Origin of the sequence: Mesorhizobium sp. M1A.F.Ca.ET.072.01.1.1, assembly GCF_004023325.1 — a bacterium.
In the GTDB taxonomy this organism is placed as follows: domain Bacteria; phylum Pseudomonadota; class Alphaproteobacteria; order Rhizobiales; family Rhizobiaceae; genus Mesorhizobium.
Genome location: NZ_RZSF01000086.1, coordinates 1 through 21371, shown reverse-complemented (window position 1 = coordinate 21371; position 21371 = coordinate 1). Strand labels below are relative to the sequence as shown.

Annotated in this window: 19 protein-coding genes and 1 riboswitch; of the genes, 5 read left to right on the top strand and 14 right to left on the bottom strand. The window is 64.5% G+C overall.

Features of this window, described 5'->3' with window-relative positions; translation table 11 throughout:
• The 14 genes from EOA32_RS14620 to EOA32_RS14555 form a co-directional block, all read right to left on the bottom strand.
• A partial coding sequence (locus EOA32_RS14620; RefSeq protein ID WP_281014097.1) for a proton-conducting transporter membrane subunit occupies window positions 1-535 on the bottom strand: 535 nt, incomplete at its 3' end.
• Window positions 535-2508 carry an NADH-quinone oxidoreductase subunit L gene (gene nuoL, locus EOA32_RS14615; RefSeq protein WP_128372130.1) on the bottom strand — a complete coding sequence of 658 codons (1974 nt, stop codon included), beginning with the start codon at window positions 2506-2508 and terminating at the stop codon, window positions 535-537. The genes nuoL and EOA32_RS14620, both read right to left, overlap by 1 nt.
• An 11-nt stretch (window positions 2509-2519) precedes the next feature.
• Complete coding sequence (gene nuoK / locus EOA32_RS14610; protein WP_066998791.1) at window positions 2520-2828, bottom strand: NADH-quinone oxidoreductase subunit NuoK; 309 nt, start codon at window positions 2826-2828, stop codon at window positions 2520-2522.
• Between the two features lies 1 nt (window position 2829).
• Window positions 2830-3450, bottom strand: a complete 621-nt coding sequence (locus tag EOA32_RS14605; protein ID WP_066998787.1) for an NADH-quinone oxidoreductase subunit J — start codon at window positions 3448-3450, stop codon at window positions 2830-2832.
• Between the two features lie 234 nt (window positions 3451-3684).
• A complete protein-coding gene (gene nuoI, locus EOA32_RS14600) occupies window positions 3685-4176 on the bottom strand; it encodes an NADH-quinone oxidoreductase subunit NuoI (protein WP_066998784.1) in 492 nt (163 codons plus the stop codon).
• The gene (nuoH, locus tag EOA32_RS14595; protein WP_066998780.1) at window positions 4176-5219 is read right to left on the bottom strand and encodes an NADH-quinone oxidoreductase subunit NuoH; all 1044 of its coding nucleotides are present in this window, start codon (window positions 5217-5219) and stop codon (window positions 4176-4178) included. Before nuoH ends, nuoI begins: the two co-directional genes overlap by 1 nt.
• Before the next feature lie 2 nt (window positions 5220-5221).
• Window positions 5222-7303 carry an NADH-quinone oxidoreductase subunit NuoG gene (gene nuoG, locus EOA32_RS14590; protein WP_128372129.1) on the bottom strand — a complete coding sequence of 694 codons (2082 nt, stop codon included), beginning with the start codon at window positions 7301-7303 and terminating at the stop codon, window positions 5222-5224.
• 72 nt (window positions 7304-7375) lie between these two features.
• Window positions 7376-8056, bottom strand: a complete 681-nt coding sequence (locus EOA32_RS14585) for an NADH-ubiquinone dehydrogenase (RefSeq protein WP_128372128.1) — start codon at window positions 8054-8056, stop codon at window positions 7376-7378.
• A 74-nt stretch (window positions 8057-8130) separates the two neighbouring features.
• A complete protein-coding gene (gene nuoF, locus EOA32_RS14580; RefSeq protein ID WP_066998771.1) occupies window positions 8131-9435 on the bottom strand; it encodes an NADH-quinone oxidoreductase subunit NuoF in 1305 nt (434 codons plus the stop codon).
• A 10-nt stretch (window positions 9436-9445) separates the two neighbouring features.
• Window positions 9446-10750: an NADH-quinone oxidoreductase subunit E gene (locus EOA32_RS14575; RefSeq protein ID WP_128372127.1), complete on the bottom strand. Its 1305-nt coding sequence runs from the start codon at window positions 10748-10750 to the stop codon at window positions 9446-9448.
• Complete coding sequence (locus EOA32_RS14570; protein WP_095779761.1) at window positions 10751-11941, bottom strand: NADH-quinone oxidoreductase subunit D; 1191 nt, start codon at window positions 11939-11941, stop codon at window positions 10751-10753. It abuts the gene before it with no gap.
• Window positions 11942-11950: 9 nt separating this feature from the next.
• A complete protein-coding gene (locus EOA32_RS14565) occupies window positions 11951-12556 on the bottom strand; it encodes an NADH-quinone oxidoreductase subunit C (RefSeq protein ID WP_128372126.1) in 606 nt (201 codons plus the stop codon).
• A gap of 4 nt (window positions 12557-12560) precedes the next feature.
• Complete coding sequence (locus EOA32_RS14560; protein ID WP_013531090.1) at window positions 12561-13142, bottom strand: NADH-quinone oxidoreductase subunit B; 582 nt, start codon at window positions 13140-13142, stop codon at window positions 12561-12563.
• A complete protein-coding gene (locus EOA32_RS14555) occupies window positions 13133-13498 on the bottom strand; it encodes an NADH-quinone oxidoreductase subunit A (RefSeq protein ID WP_027169002.1) in 366 nt (121 codons plus the stop codon). Before EOA32_RS14555 ends, EOA32_RS14560 begins: the two co-directional genes overlap by 10 nt.
• A 325-nt stretch (window positions 13499-13823) precedes the next feature.
• Here EOA32_RS14555 and EOA32_RS14550 point away from each other — a divergent pair, with 325 nt between their 5' ends.
• The 5 genes from EOA32_RS14550 to cobG form a co-directional block, all read left to right on the top strand.
• On the top strand, window positions 13824-15023 hold the full coding sequence (locus EOA32_RS14550; RefSeq protein WP_128372125.1) for a winged helix-turn-helix domain-containing protein: 1200 nt from the start codon (window positions 13824-13826) through the stop codon (window positions 15021-15023).
• A 29-nt stretch (window positions 15024-15052) separates the two neighbouring features.
• Window positions 15053-15252, top strand: a riboswitch (cobalamin riboswitch).
• 38 nt (window positions 15253-15290) lie between these two features.
• Window positions 15291-15719: a DUF1636 family protein gene (locus EOA32_RS14545; protein WP_095779763.1), complete on the top strand. Its 429-nt coding sequence runs from the start codon at window positions 15291-15293 to the stop codon at window positions 15717-15719.
• Window position 15720: 1 nt separating this feature from the next.
• Entirely contained in the window at window positions 15721-16758 is a 1038-nt protein-coding gene (gene cobW / locus EOA32_RS14540; protein WP_095780850.1) for a cobalamin biosynthesis protein CobW, read from the top strand.
• 17 nt (window positions 16759-16775) lie between these two features.
• A complete protein-coding gene (cobN, locus tag EOA32_RS14535; protein WP_128372124.1) occupies window positions 16776-20372 on the top strand; it encodes a cobaltochelatase subunit CobN in 3597 nt (1198 codons plus the stop codon).
• Window positions 20369-21371: precorrin-3B synthase (cobG, locus tag EOA32_RS14530; RefSeq protein ID WP_128372123.1), on the top strand; the 1003-nt coding region annotated here is incomplete at its 3' end. The genes cobN and cobG, both read left to right, overlap by 4 nt.

Below are 21371 nucleotides of genomic sequence, written 5' to 3'. Positions count from 1 at the left end.
GCACCGAGCCGGCAAGCGTATAAAGGAAGAACTTGAACGAGGCATAGACGCGCCGCTTGCCGCCCCAGACACCGATGATGATGAACATCGGGATCAGGCCACCCTCGAAGAAGACGTAGAAGAGCACAATGTCGAGCGCGCAGAACACGCCGATCATCAGCGTCTCGAGGATCAGGAAGGCGATCATGTAGGCCTTGACGCGCTTCTCGATCGCATCCCACGAGGCCAGGATGCAGAGCGGCATCAGGAAGGTGGTCAGGATGACGAACAGCATCGAGATGCCGTCGACGCCCATATGGTAGGAGATGCCCGAATCCAGCCAGGCGTGCTTCTCGACGAACTGGAAGCCGGCCTGCGAATTATCGAAGCCCTTCCAGATGAACAGCGACACCACGAAGGTGAACGCCGTCGTGATGAAGGCGATCGAGCGGATGTTGCGGCGCGCGTTTTCGCTGTCGTCGCTGATCGGCAGAATGAGCAGAACACCAACCAGCGGCAGGAAGGTGACCAGCGAGAGGATTGGCCAGTCGGTCATCAGAGCATCATCCAGGTGACGAGAGCGGCCACGCCGATCAGCATGGCGAAGGCATAGTGGTAGAGGTAGCCGGTCTGCAATTTGACGACGCGGTTGGTGACGTCGACGACGCGCGCCGAGATGCCGTCGGGGCCGAGCCCATCGATGATGGCGCCGTCACCCGTCTTCCATAGGAACCGGCCGAGGCGCTTCGCCGGCCGCACGAAAAGGAAGTCGTAGAGCTCGTCGAAATACCATTTGTTGAGCAGGAAGCCGTAGAGCAGGCGATGGTTGGCGGCGACGCTCCGGGGCAGTTCCGGCGAGCGGATGTAGAACTTCCACGCGACCGCAAAGCCGATGACCATGGCGATGAACGGAGCCAGTTCCACCCACAACGGCAATTCGTGGATCTCGTGCAGGATGTGGTTGTCCGGCAGCGTGAACAGCGAGGCCTTCCAGAACTCGGCATAGCCCTCGCCGATGAAGGCGCCGTGGAAGATGACACCGGCAAACAGCGCGCCGGCAGCCAGCACGTAGAGCGGCACCAGCATCACCGGCGGCGATTCATGCACGTGATGCATGACCTCGTGGCTGGCGCGCGGCTCGCCGTGGAAGGTCATGAAGATCAGTCGCCAGGAATAGAAGCTTGTGAAGGCGGCGGCGATCACGAGCAGCACGAAGGCAAAGCCCGCGACCGCGTTGTGGCTGGCAAAGGACGCTTCGATGATGGCGTCCTTGGAGAAGAAGCCGGCGGTGCCGATCACCGTCGCCGGGATCCCGACGCCGGTCAGCGCCAGGGTGCCGATCACCATCATCCAGTAGGTCTTGGGGATGAGCGTCCTCAACCCGCCCATCAGGCGCATGTCCTGCTCGTCGGAGACGGCGTGGATGACCGAGCCCGAGCCGAGGAAGAGCAGCGCCTTGAAGAAGGCATGCGTGAACAGATGGAAGATCGCCGCGCCATAGGCGCCGACGCCGAGCGCCACGAACATGTAGCCGAGCTGCGAGCAGGTCGAATAGGCGATGACGCGCTTGATGTCGTTCTGGACAAGGCCGACAGTGGCCGCGAAGAAGGCGGTGAAGGCGCCGATGAAGGTGACGACGGTCAGCGCCGAATGCGACAGCTCGAACAGCGGCGAGAGCCTCGCCAGCATGAACACGCCGGCCGTCACCATCGTCGCGGCATGGATCAGCGCCGAGACGGGCGTCGGGCCTTCCATGGCGTCGGGCAGCCAGGTGTGCAGCGGCACCTGCGCCGACTTGCCCATGGCGCCCATGAACAGCAGCAGGCAGACTACCGTCAGCGCCGTGTGCTTGTCGAGCGCATGGCCGAGGAAGGTGAGCACCGCGGCCCCCTCCGGCGCGCCTTCGGTCGGAAGGAAGGAGGCTGCGTTGGCAAAGACTGTGCCGAGATTGACCGAGCCGAACAGCACGAAGACGCCGAAGATGCCGAGCGCGAAGCCGAAGTCGCCGACGCGGTTGACGACGAAGGCCTTGATCGCCGCGGCGTTGGCGGAGGGCTTCTTGTACCAGAAGCCGATCAGCAGATAGGAGGCGAGGCCGACGCCTTCCCAGCCGAAGAACATCTGCACCAGATTGTCAGCCGTCACCAGCATCAGCATCGCGAAGGTGAACAGCGACAGATAGGCGAAGAAGCGCGGCCGGTTCGGATCGTGGTGCATGTAGCCGATCGAATAGATATGGACCAGCGCCGACACGGTGTTGACGACGACCAGCATCACCACCGTCAGTGTGTCGATCCTGAGCGCCCAGGCGACGTCGAGCCCGCCCGCCTGGATCCAGCGCAGCACCGGCACGGTGAACACTTCGCCATGGCCGAAGCCGACGGTGAAGAAGGCGATCCACGACAGCACCGCCGCGATCACCAGGAAGCCGGAAGTGATGTATTCGGATGCCTTGGCGCCGAGCGAATTGCCGAACAGGCCGACAATCAGGAAGCCGAGCAGCGGAAGGAAGACGATGGCCTGGTACATGGTTGTTCCCGTCAACCCTTCATCTGGTTCACGTCTTCGACCGCTATCGAGCCGCGGTTGCGGAAGAAGACGACAAGAATGGCAAGTCCGATCGCGGCCTCCGCCGCGGCGACCGTCAGCACGAACAGGGCGAATACCTGCCCTACGAGGTCATGCAGCGCCGCCGAGAAGGCGACGAAGTTGATGTTGACCGCGAGCAGGATCAGCTCGATCGACATCAGGATGACGATGATGTTGCGGCGGTTCAAAAAGATGCCGAACACGCCGAGCGTGAACAGGATCGCCGATACGGTCAGATAATGCGCGATGCCGACGACCATCTCAGATACCCTCGCCCGACTTGACCTTGCGGATTTCCATGCCCGTTGCCGGCGTGCGGCCGACCTGGGCGGCGATCGACTGCCGCTTGACGCCTTCCTTGTGGCGCAGCGTCAGCACGATGGCTCCGATCATGGCGACCAGAAGCACGAGGCCGGCGATCTGGAAATAGTAGAGATAGTCCGTGTAGAGGATGTCGCCGAGCGCCGCCGTGTTGGAGCGCGCGGCGAGGTCCGGCGTTGCCTTCGCCACCGTCGAGGCAAGCTGCGGCGCGAAGCTGTAGCCGCCGAGCACGACGATCAGCTCCGCCGCCAGGATCAGCCCGACCAGCGCGCCGATCGGCGCATATTGCAGCGCGCCCTGCTTCATCTCCGCGAAGTCGACGTCGAGCATCATGACGACGAACAGGAACAGCACCATCACAGCGCCGACATAGACGACGAGCAGGATCATCGCCAGGAACTCGGCGCCGGTCAGCATGAACAGGCCAGCGGCATTGAAGAAGGTGAGGATCAGGAACAGCACCGAATGCACGGGGTTGCGCGACGAAATGACCATGAAGGCCGACGCCACGGCGATAAAGGCGAAGAGGTAGAAAAAGACCGCCTCTAGTCCACTCAGCATGGGGTTCCCTCGGGTTCCTGTCCGAACACTGGCTCAGCGCCCCTGCTCGATGTCGCCGCCGCCTCCGGCTGGCAAAGTTGCGTGTTCCTATCGCATGTTCCGATCGGGTTGAAAGACCCGATCGAAAGAAACATGCGACACTCTTTTCATTCCGGAGGATGATCTGGTCCGAAAGTCTGCAACTTTTCGGGGACCATCCTTTGGACGAGGCCCTCGCCCCGTCCACGTCAAATGTCAGCGATAGGGCGCGTCCAACGCGATGTTGCGCGCCAGCTCACGCTCCCAGCGATCGCCGTTCGCGAGCAGCTTTTCCTTGTTGTAGTAAAGCTCCTCGCGCGTCTCGGTCGCGAATTCGAAATTCGGCCCCTCGACGATGGCGTCGACCGGGCAGGCTTCCTGGCAGAAGCCGCAATAGATGCACTTCACCATGTCGATATCGTAGCGTACGGTGCGCCGCGTACCGTCGTTGCGGCGCGGGCCGGCTTCGATGGTGATCGCCTGTGCCGGACAGATCGCCTCGCAAAGCTTGCAGGCGATGCAGCGCTCCTCCCCATTGGGGTAGCGGCGCAGCGCGTGCTCGCCGCGGAAGCGCGGGCTGGTCGGTCCCTTCTCGTGCGGATAGTTGATCGTCTCCTTCGGCGCAACGAACTGGCGCATCGACAGGAAGAAGGCGCTGACGAAATCCTTCAGCAACAGGGCCTTTGCGGCTTGGGCAAGAGCGGACATCACGCAAACCCCGTGATCTTGAGGAAGGCCGCGGTGGCGACGACCATGAACAGCGAGATCGGCAGGAAGACCTTCCAGCCTAGCCGCATCAGCTGATCATAGCGGTAGCGCGGCACAAACGCCTTCACCATCGAGAACATGAAGAACACCAGGCAGACCTTGAGCACGAACCAGATCAGGCCCGGCACCCAGGTGAAGGGCGCGAAGTCGAACGGTGGCAGCCAGCCGCCGAGGAACAGGATGGTGGCCAGCGCGCACATCAGGACGACGGCGACGTACTCGCCCAGGAAGAAGAGCAGGAACGGCGTCGACGAATATTCGACCATGTGTCCGGCGACGAGTTCCGATTCCGCTTCCACCAGATCGAAGGGCGGACGGTTCGTCTCGGCCAGCGCCGAGATGAAGAACACGATGAACATCGGGAACAGCGACAGCCAGTGCCAGTCGAGGAAGGTGTTGGGCAGGCCGAGCTTGGTGCCGAGGCCATCCTGCTGCGAGAGCACGATGTCGGAGAGGTTGAGCGAGCCGACGCAAAGCAGCACGGTGACGATGACGAAGCCGATCGACACCTCGTAGGACACCATCTGCGCGGCTGAGCGCAGCGCGCCGAGGAACGGATATTTCGAGTTCGACGCCCAGCCGCCCATGATCACGCCGTAGACCTCGAGCGAGGAGATGGCGAAAACATAAAGGATGCCGACATTGATGTTAGCGATAGCCCAGCCTTGATTGACCGGAATGACCGCCCAGGCCGAGATCGCGAGCACGGCTGAGACCAGTGGCGCCAGCAGGAAGACGCCCTTGTTGGCGCCCGACGGGATCACCGGCTCCTTGAAGACGAATTTCAAAAGGTCGGCGAAGGCCTGCAGCGTGCCCCAGGGACCGACCACGTTCGGGCCGCGGCGCAGCTGCACCGCAGCCCAGATCTTGCGGTCGGCATAAAGCACGTAAGCCACAAAGATCAAAAGAACGACGATCAGCACGACCGACTTCAACAGGATCAGCAGCGCCGGCAGCACGTAGAAGGAAAAGAAGGTGTCCATGCTTATTCCGCCGCCTGCTTGAAGCCGCTCTTGGCCAGCGCCGAGCACTCAGCCATCACGGCCGAGGCCCGCGCGATCGGGTTGGTGAGATAGAAGTCCTTCACCGGCGAGGTGAAGGTGCCCTTGTTCAAGCGTCCGCCGAGCTTCGCCGCCCTGGCAACGCCGTCGGCGCTGCCCGCCGCGACATGATCGACGCGGGCAAGATGGGGGTATTCGCGATAGAGCTTCGCGCGCAGCTGCGCCAGCGAATCGAACGGCAGCTTCTTGCCGAGCACATCCGACAGCGCCCGCAGGATCGCCCAGTCCTCGCGCGCTTCGCCCGGGGCGAAACCGGCGCGGTTGGTCTGCTGCACGCGGCCTTCCGTGTTCACATAGGTGCCGGACTTTTCGGTGTAGGCGGCAGCCGGCAGGATGACATTGGCGCGGTGTGCGCCCACATCGCCATGCGTGCCGATATAGACGACGAAGGCGCCGCCGGTCTTGGCCATGTCGATCTCGTCGGCGCCAAGCAGGAACAGGAGATCCGTCGCGCCCAGCATGCCGGCGACATTCTTGCCGCCCTCGCCCGGCACGAAGCCGACGTCGAGCCCGCCGACTCTGGCCGCCGCGTTGTGCAGCACCGCGAAGCCGTTCCACTCGGCCGTGACGGCATTGATGGCCATCGCCAGCCTTGCCGCCTGGCCGAGCACTGCCGCGCCGTCCGAGCGCGCCAGGGCGCCCTGGCCGACGATAATCAGCGGATGCGCTGCATTCTTCAGCACCTCGAAGAACCTGCCGTTGCCGTCGGCCAAGTCCTTCAAGGATTCTGGGCCGGCGCCGATGAGCTCGTAGTCATAGCGCGTGTCGCCGATCTCGCCGATGACGCCGATCGGCATGTTGCCGACGCGCCAGCGCTTGCGGATGCGGGCGTTGAGCACCGAGGCCTCGAAGCGCGGATTGGCGCCGACGATCAGCACCGCGTCGGCCTGCTCGATGCCTTCGATGGTCGGATTGAAGATGTAGCTCGCGCGGCCGAGCGACGGATCGAGCGCAGCGCCGTCCTGGCGGCAGTCGATGTTCTTGGAGCCGAGCGCTGCCATCAAAAGCTTGAGCGCATAGATTTCCTCGACCGCGGCGAGGTCGCCGGCGATGGCGCCGATGCGCTCGGGCGCGGTCTTCGACACCTCGTTCTTGATCGCCGTGAAGGCTTCCGCCCAGCTTGCCGGAGCAAGCTTGCCGTTCTTGCGAACGTAGGGACGATCGAGGCGCTGGGTGCGCAGGCCATCCCAGATGAAGCGCGTCTTGTCCGAGATCCACTCCTCGTTCACGGCCTCGTTGACGCGCGGCAGGATGCGCATCACCTCGCGGCCGCGGCTATCGACGCGGATCGCCGAGCCGACGGCGTCCATGACGTCGATCGACTCCGTCTTGGTCAGCTCCCACGGCCGCGCCTGGAAGGCGAACGGCTTGGAGGTCAGCGCGCCGACCGGGCAAAGGTCGATGACGTTGCCCTGGAGCTCCGAGGTCATCGCCTGTTCGAGATAGGTGGTGATCTCGGCATCCTCGCCGCGGCCGATCAGGCCGAGTTCGGAGATGCCGGCGACCTCGGTGGTGAAGCGGACACAGCGCGTGCAGTGGATGCAGCGGTTCATCACCGTCTTGACCAGCGGACCGATATACTTGTCTTCGACCGCCCGCTTGTTCTCATGGTAGCGCGAGGAGTCGACGCCGAAGGCCATCGCCTGGTCCTGCAGGTCGCACTCGCCGCCCTGGTCGCAGATCGGGCAATCCAGCGGATGGTTGATCAGCAGGAACTCCATCACGCCTTCGCGGGCCTTCTTGACCATCGGCGTGTTGGTGAAGATTTCCGGCGCTTCGCCATTCGGGCCGGGGCGCAGGTCGCGCACGCCCATGGCGCAGGAGGCCTGCGGCTTGGGCGGGCCACCCTTCACCTCGATCAGGCACATGCGGCAATTGCCGGCGATGGACAACCGCTCATGGAAGCAGAAGCGCGGCACTTCCGCGCCGGCGTCCTCGGCCGCCTGCAGCAGCGTGTAATGGTCGGGTACCGTGATCTCTTTCCCGTCGACCTTGAGCTTTGCCATTCGCTTCAAACCCTCGCGGATTTCCCGCAATCTTTCGTTCCGGGGCGCGACTGCGCCCGGCATTTCATCTCATTATTTGGCGGCCAGCGCCGCCGCTTGGCCAGTCCAGTCGTCGCGGCCGACGCGGCCGGCGAGCGACAGGTAATCCTCGACCCAGGCGATCTCTTCCAAGGTCCAGGCAGCGATCTGGTCGTAGGACCAGATGCCAAGACCATTCAGCACCTTCTCCAGCTTCGGCCCGATGCCCGATATCGCCTTCAGGTCGGACGGCTTTGCCGGCTTGTCGATCGCCTTGGGCTGCCTGAAATCTTCCGGCATCAGACCGGTCGCGGCCGTTCCGGCTACCGTGTCGCCTCTCGCGTCGAGCGCCTTCTCAGCGCTGGCGTTCGCCGCGATGTCGGTCACATCCCTGGCGAAGGTCTGCGCCTCGGCGATCAGCGTCTCGGTCGCTTTGCGCGCCTTGGACGAATTGTTGGCCGCCTCGGTCCGCGCCTCGAGATCGTCGAGGAATGGCTGGAGCATGCGCTGCGAGGCTTCGACGGCGCCGGAGAGCGCGCCCATCCAGACACCCAGGGCATGGTTGGCAAACCCGATGCCTACCGCCGATAGTGCAGCCACGCCCGCGACAGGATGCGCCATCAGGTTGACGGCGCTGGCCATCTCCCTCGGCATCATCTTGGTCAGGTCCTGGTTCATCTTCTCGAGTTCGTCCAAATAAGGCATCAGCGGGTAGGCTATCGAATACGGCGCCATAGACATCTCCTGGTCGTTTCTTCGTACGCCCCCGCCCCTGTTTTTCCGTCCCGGGCAATGCCCGTCTTGCAAATCTATTCCGCCGCCGCCATCACCGGCTCGACCCGGTGCGCGTTGCGCGAAAACTCGTCGATGCGGCGCTCCACCTCGCCACGGAAATGCCGCATCAGGCCCTGGATCGGCCAGGCCGCGGCATCGCCCAGCGCGCAGATCGTGTGACCTTCCACCTGCTTGGTGACATCGAGCAGCATGTCGATCTCGCGCTTCTGCGCTTCGCCGCGCACCAGCCGTTCCATCACCCGCCACATCCAGCCGGTGCCTTCGCGGCACGGCGTGCACTGGCCGCAGCTCTCATGCTTGTAGAAGTAGGAAAGCCTGGCGATCGCCTTCACGATATCGGTCGACTTGTCCATGACGATGACAGCCGCAGTGCCGAGGCCGGATTTGAGGTCGCGCAATGCATCGAAATCCATCGGCGCGTCGATGATCTGCTCGGCCGGCACCAGCGGCACCGAAGCGCCGCCCGGGATGACCGCGAGCAGATTGTCCCAGCCGCCGCGAATGCCGCCGCAATGCGTCTCGATCAGTTCGCGGAACGGGATCGACATCGCCTCTTCGAAGGTGCACGGATTGTTGACGTGCCCGGACACGCAGAAGAGCTTGGTGCCGGCATTGTTCGGCCGGCCGAAGGACGAGAACCAGGCAGCACCCCGGCGCAGGATCGTCGGCGCCACCGCGATGGATTCGACGTTGTTGACCGTGGTCGGGCAGCCATAAAGGCCGACATTGGCCGGGAATGGCGGCTTCAGTCGCGGCTGGCCCTTCTTGCCCTCGAGGCTTTCGAGCAGCGCCGTCTCCTCGCCGCAAATATAGGCGCCGGCGCCGTGGTGCATATAGACGTCGAAGTCGTAGCCGGAGGTGTTGTTCTTGCCAATGAGCTTGGCCGCATAAGCCTCGTCGATGGCGCGCTGCAGCGCCTCGCGCTCGCGGATGAACTCGCCGCGCACATAGATGTAAGCAGCGACCGCGCCCATGGCGAAACCGGCGACCAGCGCGCCCTCGACCAGCGTATGCGGATCGTTGCGCAGAATGTCACGGTCCTTGCAGGTGCCGGGCTCGGATTCGTCGGCATTGATGACGAGATAGCTCGGCCGGCCATCGCTCTGCTTGGGCATGAACGACCATTTCAGGCCGGTCGGGAAGCCGGCGCCGCCACGGCCGCGCAGGCCGCTTGCCTTCATTTCGTTGATGATCCAGTCGCGTCCCTTGGCGATCAGGCCGGGTGTATCGTCCCACATGCCGCGCGCCTGCGCTCCGGCCAGCGACTTGTCGAACAGGCCGTAGATGTTGGTGAAGATGCGGTCTTTGTCCTGAAGCATTGTTCGTCCCTCAGACCGGCTTCTTGCCGAAGACGCGGATGTACTCGGCGACGCCGCCCTTGGCGAGCGCCTTGGCCTGCTTCGCCCAGTCGTCGCGCTCGATACGGCCGCGGAAATTGAGATAGCCGTCGACCCATTCGCGCTCGGCCTTCCTCCACGCAGAGACCTGCGCGAAAGTATAAATGCCAAGCGAATGCAGGACGCCTTCGATCTTCGGACCGACACCGGAGATCAGCTTCAGATCGTCGACCGTTGCCGGACGCGCGATCCCGGCCGGGCGGTTCTTGTCCTCGAGCGAAGGCTTGGCCGTCTTGGTCGCAGGCTGCTTCGCTTCCGGCGACTTGAAGGCGGACGCCGGCTCGGCCTTGGCCTTCGGCCCGCTGCGCGGCTTCGAAACCGCCTCGACTTCCGGAGAAGCCTGGTTGGCATTGGCTGCGGAGTGGCGCGGCGCCCTGACGCTGGCCGCCTTCTCGGTGGCGGGCGAAACCTTGACCGGCGACGGTGTCCTTAGTGCCGGACTGGTTTCGGGCGCGTCGGTTTTCGGCTTGCCGGATTTCGATGGCCCGACAGGGGCCGAGGGCGGCGCGGCAGGCGCCTGCGAGACGACGGCGGCGGATGCAGCAGCGGGCGCTGCGGCAGCGGCTTGTCTGGCTGCCTTCGCGGCGGCCTTGGCTTCCTTGTCGCGGGTGGATTTCAGGATTGCCTTCTCGCTCTTCAGCGTCGTCAGGCCCGTGGCCGGCTCCGAACCGGTGCGGCCGTTCTGCGGACCGGGCTTCACCTCGGCGCCTTTGCCGGCTTCATAGAGATCGATGATCTCGGCAAGGCGCTCAGGCGTCAGGTCTTCGAACGTGTCCTTGAAGATCATGACCATCGGCGCGTTGACGCAGGCGCCGAGGCATTCGACCTCCTCCCACGACAGCGTACCCTTGTCGTTGGTATGGAACTGGTCGTGATGGATCTTCGAGCGGCACACATCCATCAGCGCTTCCGAGCCGCGCAGCATGCAGGGCGTGGTGCCGCAGACCTGGATATGGGCGCGGGTGCCGACCGGATTGAGCTGGTATTGCGTGTAGAAGGTGGCCACCTCGAGGCCGCGGATGCGCGGCATGCCGAGCATATCCGAGATCGTCTCGATCGCCGCCTTCGTTACCCAGCCTTCCTGTTCCTGAGCGATCATGAGCAATGGGATGATGGCCGACTGCTCGCGTCCCTTCGGGTATTTGGCGATCCACTGCTGCGCCGCCGCGGCGTTCGCCTCGTTGAAGGCGAAGGAGGCTGGCTGGACGCTGGCATCTGCGAGACGGCGGACTGACATTTAGCGATCGACCTCACCAAACACGATGTCGAGGGAGCCAAGCACGGCGGTGACGTCGGCCAGCATGTGGCCGCGGCACAGGAAATCCATGGCCTGCAGATGCGCAAAACCCGGCGCGCGCAGCTTGCAGCGATAGGGCTTGTTGGTGCCGTCGGAGACGAGATAGACGCCGAACTCGCCCTTCGGCGCCTCGACAGCCGCATAGACCTCGCCGGCCGGCACGCGGTAGCCCTCGGTGTAGAGTTTGAAGTGATGGATGAGCGCTTCCATCGAGCGCTTCATCGCCGCGCGCTTCGGCGGCACCACCTTGCCGTCGAGGTTCGATACCGGGCCACCGCTTTCCTTGCCGAGCAGCAGATCGACGCACTGGCGCATGATCTTCGCCGACTGGCGCATCTCTTCCATGCGCACGAGATAACGGTCGTAGCAGTCGCCGTTCTTGCCGATCGGGATGTCGAAATCCATCTCGGAATAGCATTCATAGGGCTGCGCCTTGCGCAGGTCCCAGGCGGCACCCGAGCCGCGCACCATCACGCCCGAAAAACCCCAGGCCCAGGCGTCGGCGAGCGACACCGTGCCGATGTCGACATTGCGCTGCTTGAAGATGCGGTTGCCGGTGAGCAAGGCGTCAAGGTCGTCGACCGACTTCAGGAACGGATCGATCCACTTGCCGATATCCTCGATCAGCTTCTGCGGCAGGTCCTGATGCACGCCGCCTGGCCGGAAGTAGGCCGCATGCATGCGCGAGCCGGAGGCGCGCTCATAAAACACCATCAGCTTCTCGCGCTCGACGAAGCCCCACAGAGGCGGCGTCAGCGCGCCGACGTCCATCGCCTGCGTCGTCACATTGAGGATGTGCGACATGATGCGGCCCATTTCGGAATAGAGCACGCGGATCAGCTGGCCGCGCTTCGGCACCTCGATGCCGAGCAGGCGCTCGGCCGCGAGCGCGAAGGCATGCTCCTGGTTCATCGGCGCGCAATAGTCGAGCCGGTCGAGATAGGGCACCGCCTGCAGATAGGTCTTGGCCTCGATCAGCTTCTCGGTACCGCGATGCAGCAAGCCGATATGCGGATCGACGCGATCGACCACCTCGCCGTCCAGCTCCAGCACGAGACGCAAAACGCCGTGCGCAGCAGGGTGTTGAGGCCCAAAGTTAATGTTGAAATTGCGGACGGAGGTTTCAGCCATTGTGGCGCCTCAATTTGGCTTCGCCTTTTCATCGCCCGGAAGGACGTAATCCGTTCCTTCCCATGGGCTCAAAAAGTCAAAGTTTCTAAATTCCTGCTTCAATTCCACCGGCTCATAGATGACTCGCTTGGCCTCGTCGTCGTAGCGAACCTCGACGAAGCCGGTCAGCGGGAAATCCTTGCGCAGCGGATGCCCCTCGAAGCCGTAGTCGGTGAGGATGCGGCGCAGGTCCGGATGGCCCGAGAACAGCACGCCGTAAAGATCATAGGTCTCGCGCTCGAACCAGTCGGCGCCGGGATAGACGCCGGTCAGCGACGGCACCAGCGTCTCCTCGTCGGCCTGGACCTTGAGGCGGATGCGGACGTTCTGCTTCGGCGACAACAGGTGGTAGACAACGTCGAAGCGCTTGGCACGCGACGGATAGTCGGCGCCGCAAATGTCGATGATCGAGACGAACTGGCAGTGCGGGTCATCGCGCAGGAAGGTCGCGACCTCGGTCAGGTTGCCCGGCTCGACGCAAACCGTCAGTTCGCCATAAGCAAGCACCGTTTCGCCGATGCGGCCGGAGAGCTTCTCGCCGAGATAGGTGGAGAGTTCGTGCAACGCCAAGGCCATTGGTTCACCGTTCGATCGTGCCGGTGCGGCGGATCTTCTTCTGCAACAGGAGAATGCCGTAGAGCAGCGCTTCGGCGCTCGGCGGGCAGCCGGGGACATAGATGTCGACCGGCACGATGCGGTCGCAGCCGCGCACCACCGAATAGGAATAGTGATAGTAGCCGCCGCCATTGGCGCACGAACCCATCGAGATGACGTAGCGCGGCTCCGGCATCTGGTCGTAGACCTTGCGCAGCGCCGGCGCCATCTTGTTGGTCAGTGTGCCCGCGACGATCATGATATCGGACTGGCGCGGAGACGCGCGCGGCGCGACGCCGAACCTCTCTGAGTCATAGCGCGGCATCGAGGTGTGGATCATCTCGACCGCGCAGCAGGCGAGACCGAAGGTCATGAACATCAGCGAGCCGCTGCGCGCCCAAGTGATCAGCGCCTCGGTCGAGGTGACAAGGAAGCCCTTGTCGGCCAGCTCATTATTGATCTCGAGGAAGAAGGGATCGTCCTCCCCCACCGGCCTGCCGGTGTTGGGATCGATGATGCCCTTGGGCTTCGGCGCGACGAGGGTGCCTGAACTGTCGTTCAATCCCATTCTAGCGCTCCTTTTTTCCATTCATAGGCAAAGCCGATGGTCAGCACCGCCAGGAACACCATCATCGACCAGAAGCCGAGCATGCCGAGCTTGGAGAAGGACACCGCCCACGGGAACAGGAAGGCGACCTCGAGATCGAAGATGATGAACAGGATCGACACCAGGTAGAAGCGGATGTCGAACTTCATGCGGGCGTCGTCGAATGAGTTGAACCCGCATTCATAGGCGGAAAGCTTTTCCGGATCGGGATTGCGGTAGGCAACCAGGAACGGCGCAACGATCAGCGCCAGGCCGACGACCATCGCCACTGCGATGAAGAGCACGATGGGCAGATACGAACTTAGGAGTGCGCTCATGCGGCGACTTTCCTTCGGCGGCCAGTTCACTTTGATTACAGCAACGGACTCTAAGGCGGAAGCGTGACAGTTTAACCCGCTGAACCGTTTTAGGTGGCCTATGCTGCGACGCGGCGAGGGTTAGCGCAGCGGTTTCGGCGACGCAAGTCAAACCTTGTTCAAAATCCGGCCCTGGACGCCATATCGGAAGAAACTGGTCCGATCCGCTCCTGTTTGATTTCCTTCATGTTTTACTCCACTTTTCTATCCTGACATATCTCCCGCCATTTGCCTGCTAGCATGGCCGGAATCACCGACTGGAAACCCCGGCAAAGGATCGGTAGGGATGAAGGAAAAGATCTCGCTCGCCGCAGCAAGGCGCATTGCGCTCGGCGCGCAGGGTTTCACCGATGCGCGGCCTGCCGGCACGCCCGATCGTCGCCATCTCGCCCGCGTGCTTTCCCGAACTGGCCTGCTGCAGATCGATTCCGTCAGCGCCGTGGTGCGCGCCCACTATATGCCGCTCTATTCGCGCCTCGGCCCCTACCCGCTTGCGCTGCTCGACAACGCGGCCGTCACCCGCAAGCGAACCGTCTTCGAATACTGGGCCCATGAGGCTTCCTTCCTGCCCGTCGAGACCTATCCGTTGATGCGCTGGCGCATGCAGCGGGCCGAGAAAGGCGAGGAAATGTATCTCGGCCTCGCCAAATGGGGCCGCGAGCGCAAGGCGATGATCGAGGAGATCTACGGGCAAGTCGCGCAACGCGGGCCGATCGCCGCCTCCGACATCGAAGGCCACAAGGGCAATGGCGGATGGTGGGGCTGGAGCGAGGCCAAGCACGCTTTCGAATGGCTGTTCTGGGCCGGGCGCATCACCACCGCCTACCGGCGAGGATTCGAGCGCTATTACGACCTGCCCGAGCGGGTTCTGCCGCAGGCCATCCTCGACCTGCCGGTGCCCTCGGTCGAGGACGCGCATCGCCAATTGCTGCGCATTTCCGCCCGCGCCCATGGCATCGCAACCTATGGCGATCTGCGTGACTATTTCCGCCTGGCGCCTGGCGATACGAGAGCCAGGATCGAGGAACTGGTCGAGATGGGCGAACTGCTGCTGGTGAAGGTCGAAGGCTGGGACAAGCCCGCCTATCTCCACAAGGACGCCCGCTTTCCGCGCCGGATCGAGGCCCGCGCCCTGCTCGCGCCCTTCGATCCGGTGGTATTCGAACGCACCCGGACGGAAAAACTCTTCGGCTTCCGCTACCGCATCGAGATCTACACGCCGGCCGAGAAGCGCCAGTACGGCTACTACGTGCTGCCTTTCCTGCTCGGCGACCGGATCGTTGCCCGGGTCGATCTGAGAGCTGACCGCCCGGCCGGCGTGCTGCGCGTCCATGCGGCTTTTGCCGAAGCCGGCGCTCCCGCCGAAACGGCCGCACAGCTCTTCGATGAGTTGAAACAGATGCAGGCATGGCTCGGCTTGGAAACCATCGAGGTGACGCCGGCCGGCGACCTTGGGCCGGCGTTGGCCGACATTTCGGTGTCGTAGCCGCGCGTTGACATGCCAGCACCTCTAAGCCTAAATCCGCCGCAGACGGTCTCCTCCCGGCAAGGGGAGGAGCCAAGAGGGAATGCGGTGCGGGAAAACCCAAATCCGCGGCTGTCCCCGCAACTGTGAGCGACGAGCCTCAGCCGAAAACCACTGGGATGTTCCCGGGAAGGCGGCGCAAGGCGACGACCCGCGAGCCAGGAGACCTGCCGTCTGAGACATGAGAATCCGATCGCTCGGCGGGTTTTCCGGGCAAGGAGCCTGGTTTTGGATCGCAACGTCAGTTTTCCGGCTAATACCGCGGACATTTCGTCCGAACCCCGCGACGCGCTATCGGAAGTGACCGTCATCGTCTGCTCCTCCTGCCGAGATGAGACCGGTTCGGACGCGCATCCGCGTGCCGGCGCCCTCCTTGCCGAAGACGCGCGCCGCGCCGCGCCGGACGAGAAAATCCGCATCCGCACCGTCGAGTGTCTCGGCAATTGCAAACGCCGCCTGAGCGCGGCGCTGCTGCGCGACGGCTGCTGGAGCTATGTCTTCGGTGACCTGGAAACGACCAGCGGCGCCGACCTCGTCACCGGCGCAAAGCTCTTTGCCACCTCGACCGACGGCCTCATCCCGTGGCGAGGCCGGCCCGATTCCCTCAAGCGCGGCCTGGTTGCCCGCATCCCTCCCCTCGACCTGCTGAAGGACTGACATGACCGCATCCCTCTCCCGTGTTCCCTGCACTGTCGTCACCGGCTTTCTCGGCGCCGGCAAGACCACGCTGATCCGCAACCTGCTCGAAAACGCCAAGGGCAAGCGGCTGGCGATCATCGTCAACGAATTCGGCGATGTCGGCATCGACGGCGAGATCCTGAAAGGCTGCGGCGTCGACACCTGTCCGGAGGAAAACATCGTCGAACTGGCCAATGGCTGCATCTGCTGCACCGTCGCCGACGACTTCGTGCCGGCGCTCGACCAGATCCTGTCGCGCACGCCGAAAGTCGACCACATCCTGATCGAAACCTCCGGCCTCGCTTTGCCGAAGCCGCTCGTCCAGGCCTTCCAGTGGCCGACGGTGAAGAGCCGCGTGACGGTCGATGGCGTCATCGCCGTGGTCGACGGTCCGGCGCTGGCCGACGGCCGCGTCGCCGCCGATATGGACGCCCTGCAGGCGCAGCGCGCCGCCGACGATTCCCTCGACCACGATGATCCAGTCGAAGAGGTGTTCGAGGACCAGATCGCTTGCGCCGACCTGATCATCCTGTCGAAGAGCGATCTGATGGACGCGGCCGGCTCGGAGCGCGCCAACGCCGTCATCGGCGAGCACGTGGCGCGCGCGGTCAAGGTCGTACCGACCGCACAGGGCAAGGTCGACCCGTCGGTGCTGCTCGGTCTTGGCCTCGCCGTCGAAGACGACATCGAGAACCGCAAGACCCATCACGATGACGAGCTCGACCATGAGCATGACGATTTCGACTCCTTCGTCCTCGATATCCCGTCCATCGCCAGTCCGGATGAGCTGGCAAAGCGCGTCGCTCTCGCCGCCGAGCAGGAAAACGTTCTGCGCGTCAAAGGCTTTGTCGAGGTGGGTGGCAAGCCGATGCGGCTGCTGCTCCAGGCCGTCGGCCCGCGCGTCAACCACTATTACGACCGCGCCTGGACGTCGAACGACGACCGCCGATCGCGGCTCGTCGTCATCGGCCTCAAAGGGCTGAACCGCCCGGCGATCGAGCGTATCCTCGCCGGCTGAGGCAAGACCGAACCGCGATGCACATCCTCACCACGACATCCGCCTCGCTCGACGATCTCGCCGAGCCGATCGACCTCAGGCAGACGCCTGCGGATGTCGTGGCCCTGTCCTTCACCGACAGCGATCTCGCCGGCCTCGCCGCTGCGTGGAAGGCCGACGCCGCGCGGCTGCCGTCGATGCGGCTGGCAGCACTTCGCGATCTCCGCCATCCGATGTCGGTCGATCTCTGGATCGACAGCGTCGCGCGCCATGCCAGGGTCGTCCTGGTCCGCATTCTCGGCGGCTACGACTGGTGGCGCTACGGCTGCGACCAGCTCGCAGCGGTTGCGCGCGAGCGAAATATCAAACTGGCGCTGCTGCCGGGCGAAAGCCACGACGAGGATCTGCGGCTGATCGAAGGCTCGACCCTGCCGCGCGCCGAACTCGACGCCCTGCTCGGCTATTTCCGCGAAGGCGGCCCAGCGAACATGAGCGCGCTGGTGCAAAGACTGGCAAGACTCGCCGGGTCGGATACGGCCGTGGCCGAGCCGGTGAGCGTGCCGAAGGCGGGGTATTACCAGGCTGGATTGGGGGTTGTAGAGGAGCCTGAGATCATCGATGTCGGCGGTCCTTCACACCCCCCTCTGTCCTGCCGGACAGAGGGGGGTGTGACAGAGCTCAACATCGACAGCGTCGGTGCCCCCGTCATCCCCATCCTCTTCTACCGTTCGATGCTGCTCGCCGCCGACGTCGCCCCAATCGATGCCCTGACGGAGGCGTTGCGGTCGCAGGGCATCATGCCCGTGCCGATCTTCGTTTCGAGCCTCAAGGACCCGGTATCGCTGGCTTTCGTCGAAACCGCCATCACCTCGTTGAACCCGTCCGCCATCGTCACTGCAACCGCCTTCGCCTCCGGTGCCGAGCCGGGTGCCGAAACGCTCTTCGACCGTGCCGGCGTGCCCGTGTTCCAGGTCATCGTCGCCACGACGCGGCGCGAAGTCTGGGAGAAAAACCAGCGCGGCCTGGCGCCCGCCGACCTTGCCATGCATGTCGTGCTGCCCGAGCTCGATGGCCGTATCCTCGCCGGCGCGATCTCCTTCAAGGGCGAGATTGACACCGATCCGGCGCTGGCCTTCCGCGCCTTCGCCAACCGTCCCGAGGCGGATCGCGTCGCGCAGGTCGCCGCCCGCATCGCCGCCTTCCTCCGCCTTCAACGGACGCAGCGGGCGGAACGCAAGCTGGCGATCCTGATTCCGGATTATCCAAGCGCGCCCGGACGCACCGGCTATGCTGTCGGCCTGGATGTGCCGTCGAGTGTGCTCGCCATGCTGCACGACCTCAAGGAACAGGGCTATGCGGTTGATGGGATTCCGCAATCGCCGCGCGGATTGCTGGATGTGTTGGAGGTGGGTGGACTTGGTCTCACCTTACAGGAATATCTCGCCTTTTCGGCAGCGCTTCCCGAAGGTGCACGCGACACGGTTGAGGCAGCATGGGGAAGAGCCAACGGCAAAGCTCACGTCAATGCGCCCCCCTCTGTCCTGCCGGACATCTCCCCCTCTAGGGGGGAGATTGCGCCTGCATCGATGCTTTCGCCAATCATCAACGCTGGAGGAGAAGCGCCGTCAGCGAAACTGCCAATCTCCCCCCTTGAGGGGGAGATGTCCGGCAGGACAGAGGGGGGTGTTCAAGCGCCTCCTTCCGCAAGCTTCCCCTTCCGCGCCGCCGCCTTCGGCAACGTCACCGTGGCGCTGGCCCCCCACCGTGGTCGCTCCGCAGACCGCCGCGCTGACTACCATGACCCGACCCTTCCCCCGCGCCACGAGCTGATCGCCTTCGGCCTGTGGTTGCAAAAGTCGCTCGGCGTCCACGCCATCGTCCATGTCGGCGCGCATGGCACGCTCGAATGGCTTCCCGGCAAGACGGTCGCGCTCTCCGACAACTGCTTCCCTGAGATCGTCACCGGCTCTCTGCCCGTCATCTATCCTTTCATCGTCTCCAATCCCGGCGAGGCGGCGCAGGCCAAGCGCCGCATCTCGGCCGTCACGCTCGGTCACCTGCCGCCGCCGCTGACCGGCGCCGGGCTCGACGAGGCGCAACAGAGGCTTGAGCGGCTGGTCGACGAATACGCACAAGCCGACGGGCTCGACCGCCGCCGCCGTGACCGACTTGCAAGGCTGATCGTCGAAACGGCGCAGAAGACAGGCCTTGCTTCTGAAGCCGGAGTTGCCGGAACCGATGCGCCGGACGAGGCGCTGCGCCGCATCGACGCGTGGCTGTGCGACCTCAAGGATTTTGCCGTCAAGGACGGGCTGCATGTCTATGGCCGCGCGCCCGATGACGAAGCCGATCCGCTGCGCCGCCAAAGCGTCGAGACCGAAAAAAACGCCCTGCTCGCTGCGCTCGACGGCCGTCACATCAAGGCCGGACCGGCAGGCGCGCCGGCGCGCGTTCGTTCCGATGTCCTGCCCACCGGCCGCAACCTTTTCACCTCAGATCCGCGCACCATGCCGACGTCGACGGCCTATGATCTCGGGCAGGCGGCGGCGGAAGAAGTCGTGCGCAGCTACATGCAGAGCCATGGCGACTGGCCGCGCTCGTTGGTCATCGACCTCTGGGGCTCCGCCTCGTTGCGCACCGGCGGCGAGGAGATCGCGCAAGGCCTGGCGCTGATGGGCTGCCGGCCGCAATGGGATGCCGCAACGGGCCGCGTCACCGGCATCGAGGTGATGCCGCCGGCCGCCCTCGGCCGCCCGCGCGTCGACGTCACCTGGCGCATCTCCGGCCTGTTTCGCGATATGTTCCCGACCCAGATCGGGCTGATCGACGCCGCTGCCAGCGCCGTCGCCGGTCGCGACGAGGACGATTCGGAAAATCCGCTTGCCGCCGCGGCCCGTGCCCAAGGCAAAATCGGTCCGCGCATTTTCGGCACCTCGCCCGGCACTTACGGCGCCGGGGTAGAGGAATTGCTGTCGCGCGGCGAATGGAGCGCGCGCGAAGAGATCGGCCGCGCCTATCTCGAAGCAACCTCGCATGCCTATGGCGGCGCCGACGGTGAGGCCATCTCCGCGCCCGGCGTCTTCGAGGGCCGCATCGCCGACGCGGACCTGCTTGTCCACACCGGCGACGACCCGGGCCGCGACATCCTCGAAGGTTCGGCCGATGTCGCCTTCATCGGCGGGTTTTCGGCCGCACTTGCCGCGCTTGGCAGGAATGCCGATGTCATCGTGCTCGACACGACTGACCCTAAGAAGCCGAGGCCGCGATCGGTCGGCGAAGCCGTGTCACGCGTGGTGCGGGCCCGCGCCGTCAATCCGCGCTTCATTGCCGGGCAGATGCGCCACGGCCCCCGCGGCGCCTCGGAATTCGCCGAGACGGTCGACCGCCTGGTCGGCTTCGCCGAGACCACGCATGCCATATCGGGCGCGCTGATCGAGGCGGTGCACGACGCCTATATCGGCGACGCGGAAGTCCGAGCCTTCTTGCTGCGCGAAAATCCCGCCGCCGCGAAGGTCATCGCTGAGCGATTCCTGGCTGCGCGACGGCGCGGTCTCTGGCATCCGCTCAGGAATTCCATCGACGACGATCTCACGGCCTTGATCGCCGAGGCGCAGGCAAGCGGGGTGGCGGCATGAACGCCTTCTCGCGCCGCGGCGCCTGCCCTGCTTTGTCCGCACCGATGCAGACCGGCGACGGCCTGCTGGTGCGGCTCAATCCGGTTGCTGGAGGGCTTGCGCCCAAGTCGCTGATCGGTCTCTGCGAATCCGCCTTGCGCCACGGCAACGGCATCATGGAAGTGACCGCTCGCGGTAGCCTGCAGATCCGCGGCCTGACCGCATACAGCGCTGGGCTGCTGGCGGCGGAAGTGGATGCGCTGGGCATTGCGGTGCGGACGGGCGTGCCGGTGGAGACCGGGCCGCTCGCGGGTATCGACCCCCAGGAGATTGCAGATCCGCGCCCGCTGGCGGAACGGATCAGGGCGGCGGTTGAAGAGGCCGGGCTGACTCGACGGTTGGGGCCGAAGGTGTCCGTGGTCGTCGACGGCGGCGGGCAGTTGACGTTGGACGCAGTGACAGCTGATGTGCGGTTGAAGGCAGTGCACACTGCTGCTGGCGTGAAATGGGGCATGTCCGTTGCGGGCGACGCGCACGATGCAAGACCGCTCGCGACAGTCGATGCGGACGCCGCACGCGACATCGCCCTCGCAGCGCTCAGGATGGTCGCCGAGAAAGGTCGCGAGGCGCACACACGGGATTTGTCGGAGCGGCAATTGGCTTCTCTCGCAGGCTGGCATTCCTTCGCGCCCCCCTCTGTCCTGCCGGACATGTCCGGCAGGACAGAGGGGGGCGCCTTAGAGCGCCATCGCTCACCGATCGGCCTCTTTGACCTACGCGAAGGTCAAGCCCTCGGCATCGGCCTGCCCTTCGGAAGCATGCCGGCCCAGAACCTCATCGACCTCGCCGCCCGGGCCTCAGATCTGGACTCGACCGAAATCCGCCTGGCCCCAGGCCGCACCCTGCTTTTCCTCGGCCTCACCGCATCCGCCTGCCCTCCCCTCCAAGCCTCCGCGTCCGCCCTCGGCTTCATCACCGCCCCCACCGATCCGCGCACCCGCATTGCCACCTGCCCCGGAG

Excerpts from the sequence above, each read along its gene's own strand:
- nuoL (WP_128372130.1), bottom strand. The coding sequence starts at position 2,508 with ATGTACCAGGCCATCGTCTTCCTTCCGCTGCTCGGCTTCCTGATTGTC.
- nuoK (WP_066998791.1), bottom strand. The coding sequence starts at position 2,828 with ATGGTCGTCGGCATCGCGCATTATCTGACCGTATCGGCGATCCTGTTC.
- EOA32_RS14605 (WP_066998787.1), bottom strand. The coding sequence starts at position 3,450 with ATGCTGAGTGGACTAGAGGCGGTCTTTTTCTACCTCTTCGCCTTTATC.
- nuoI (WP_066998784.1), bottom strand. The coding sequence starts at position 4,176 with ATGTCCGCTCTTGCCCAAGCCGCAAAGGCCCTGTTGCTGAAGGATTTC.
- nuoH (WP_066998780.1), bottom strand. The coding sequence starts at position 5,219 with ATGGACACCTTCTTTTCCTTCTACGTGCTGCCGGCGCTGCTGATCCTG.
- nuoG (WP_128372129.1), bottom strand. The coding sequence starts at position 7,303 with ATGGCAAAGCTCAAGGTCGACGGGAAAGAGATCACGGTACCCGACCAT.
- EOA32_RS14585 (WP_128372128.1), bottom strand. The coding sequence starts at position 8,056 with ATGGCGCCGTATTCGATAGCCTACCCGCTGATGCCTTATTTGGACGAA.
- nuoF (WP_066998771.1), bottom strand. The coding sequence starts at position 9,435 with ATGCTTCAGGACAAAGACCGCATCTTCACCAACATCTACGGCCTGTTC.
- EOA32_RS14575 (WP_128372127.1), bottom strand. The coding sequence starts at position 10,750 with ATGTCAGTCCGCCGTCTCGCAGATGCCAGCGTCCAGCCAGCCTCCTTC.
- EOA32_RS14570 (WP_095779761.1), bottom strand. The coding sequence starts at position 11,941 with ATGGCTGAAACCTCCGTCCGCAATTTCAACATTAACTTTGGGCCTCAA.
- EOA32_RS14565 (WP_128372126.1), bottom strand. The coding sequence starts at position 12,556 with ATGGCCTTGGCGTTGCACGAACTCTCCACCTATCTCGGCGAGAAGCTC.
- EOA32_RS14560 (WP_013531090.1), bottom strand. The coding sequence starts at position 13,142 with ATGGGATTGAACGACAGTTCAGGCACCCTCGTCGCGCCGAAGCCCAAG.
- EOA32_RS14555 (WP_027169002.1), bottom strand. The coding sequence starts at position 13,498 with ATGAGCGCACTCCTAAGTTCGTATCTGCCCATCGTGCTCTTCATCGCA.
- EOA32_RS14550 (WP_128372125.1), top strand. The coding sequence starts at position 13,824 with ATGAAGGAAAAGATCTCGCTCGCCGCAGCAAGGCGCATTGCGCTCGGC.
- cobW (WP_095780850.1), top strand. The coding sequence starts at position 15,721 with ATGACCGCATCCCTCTCCCGTGTTCCCTGCACTGTCGTCACCGGCTTT.
- cobN (WP_128372124.1), top strand. The coding sequence starts at position 16,776 with ATGCACATCCTCACCACGACATCCGCCTCGCTCGACGATCTCGCCGAG.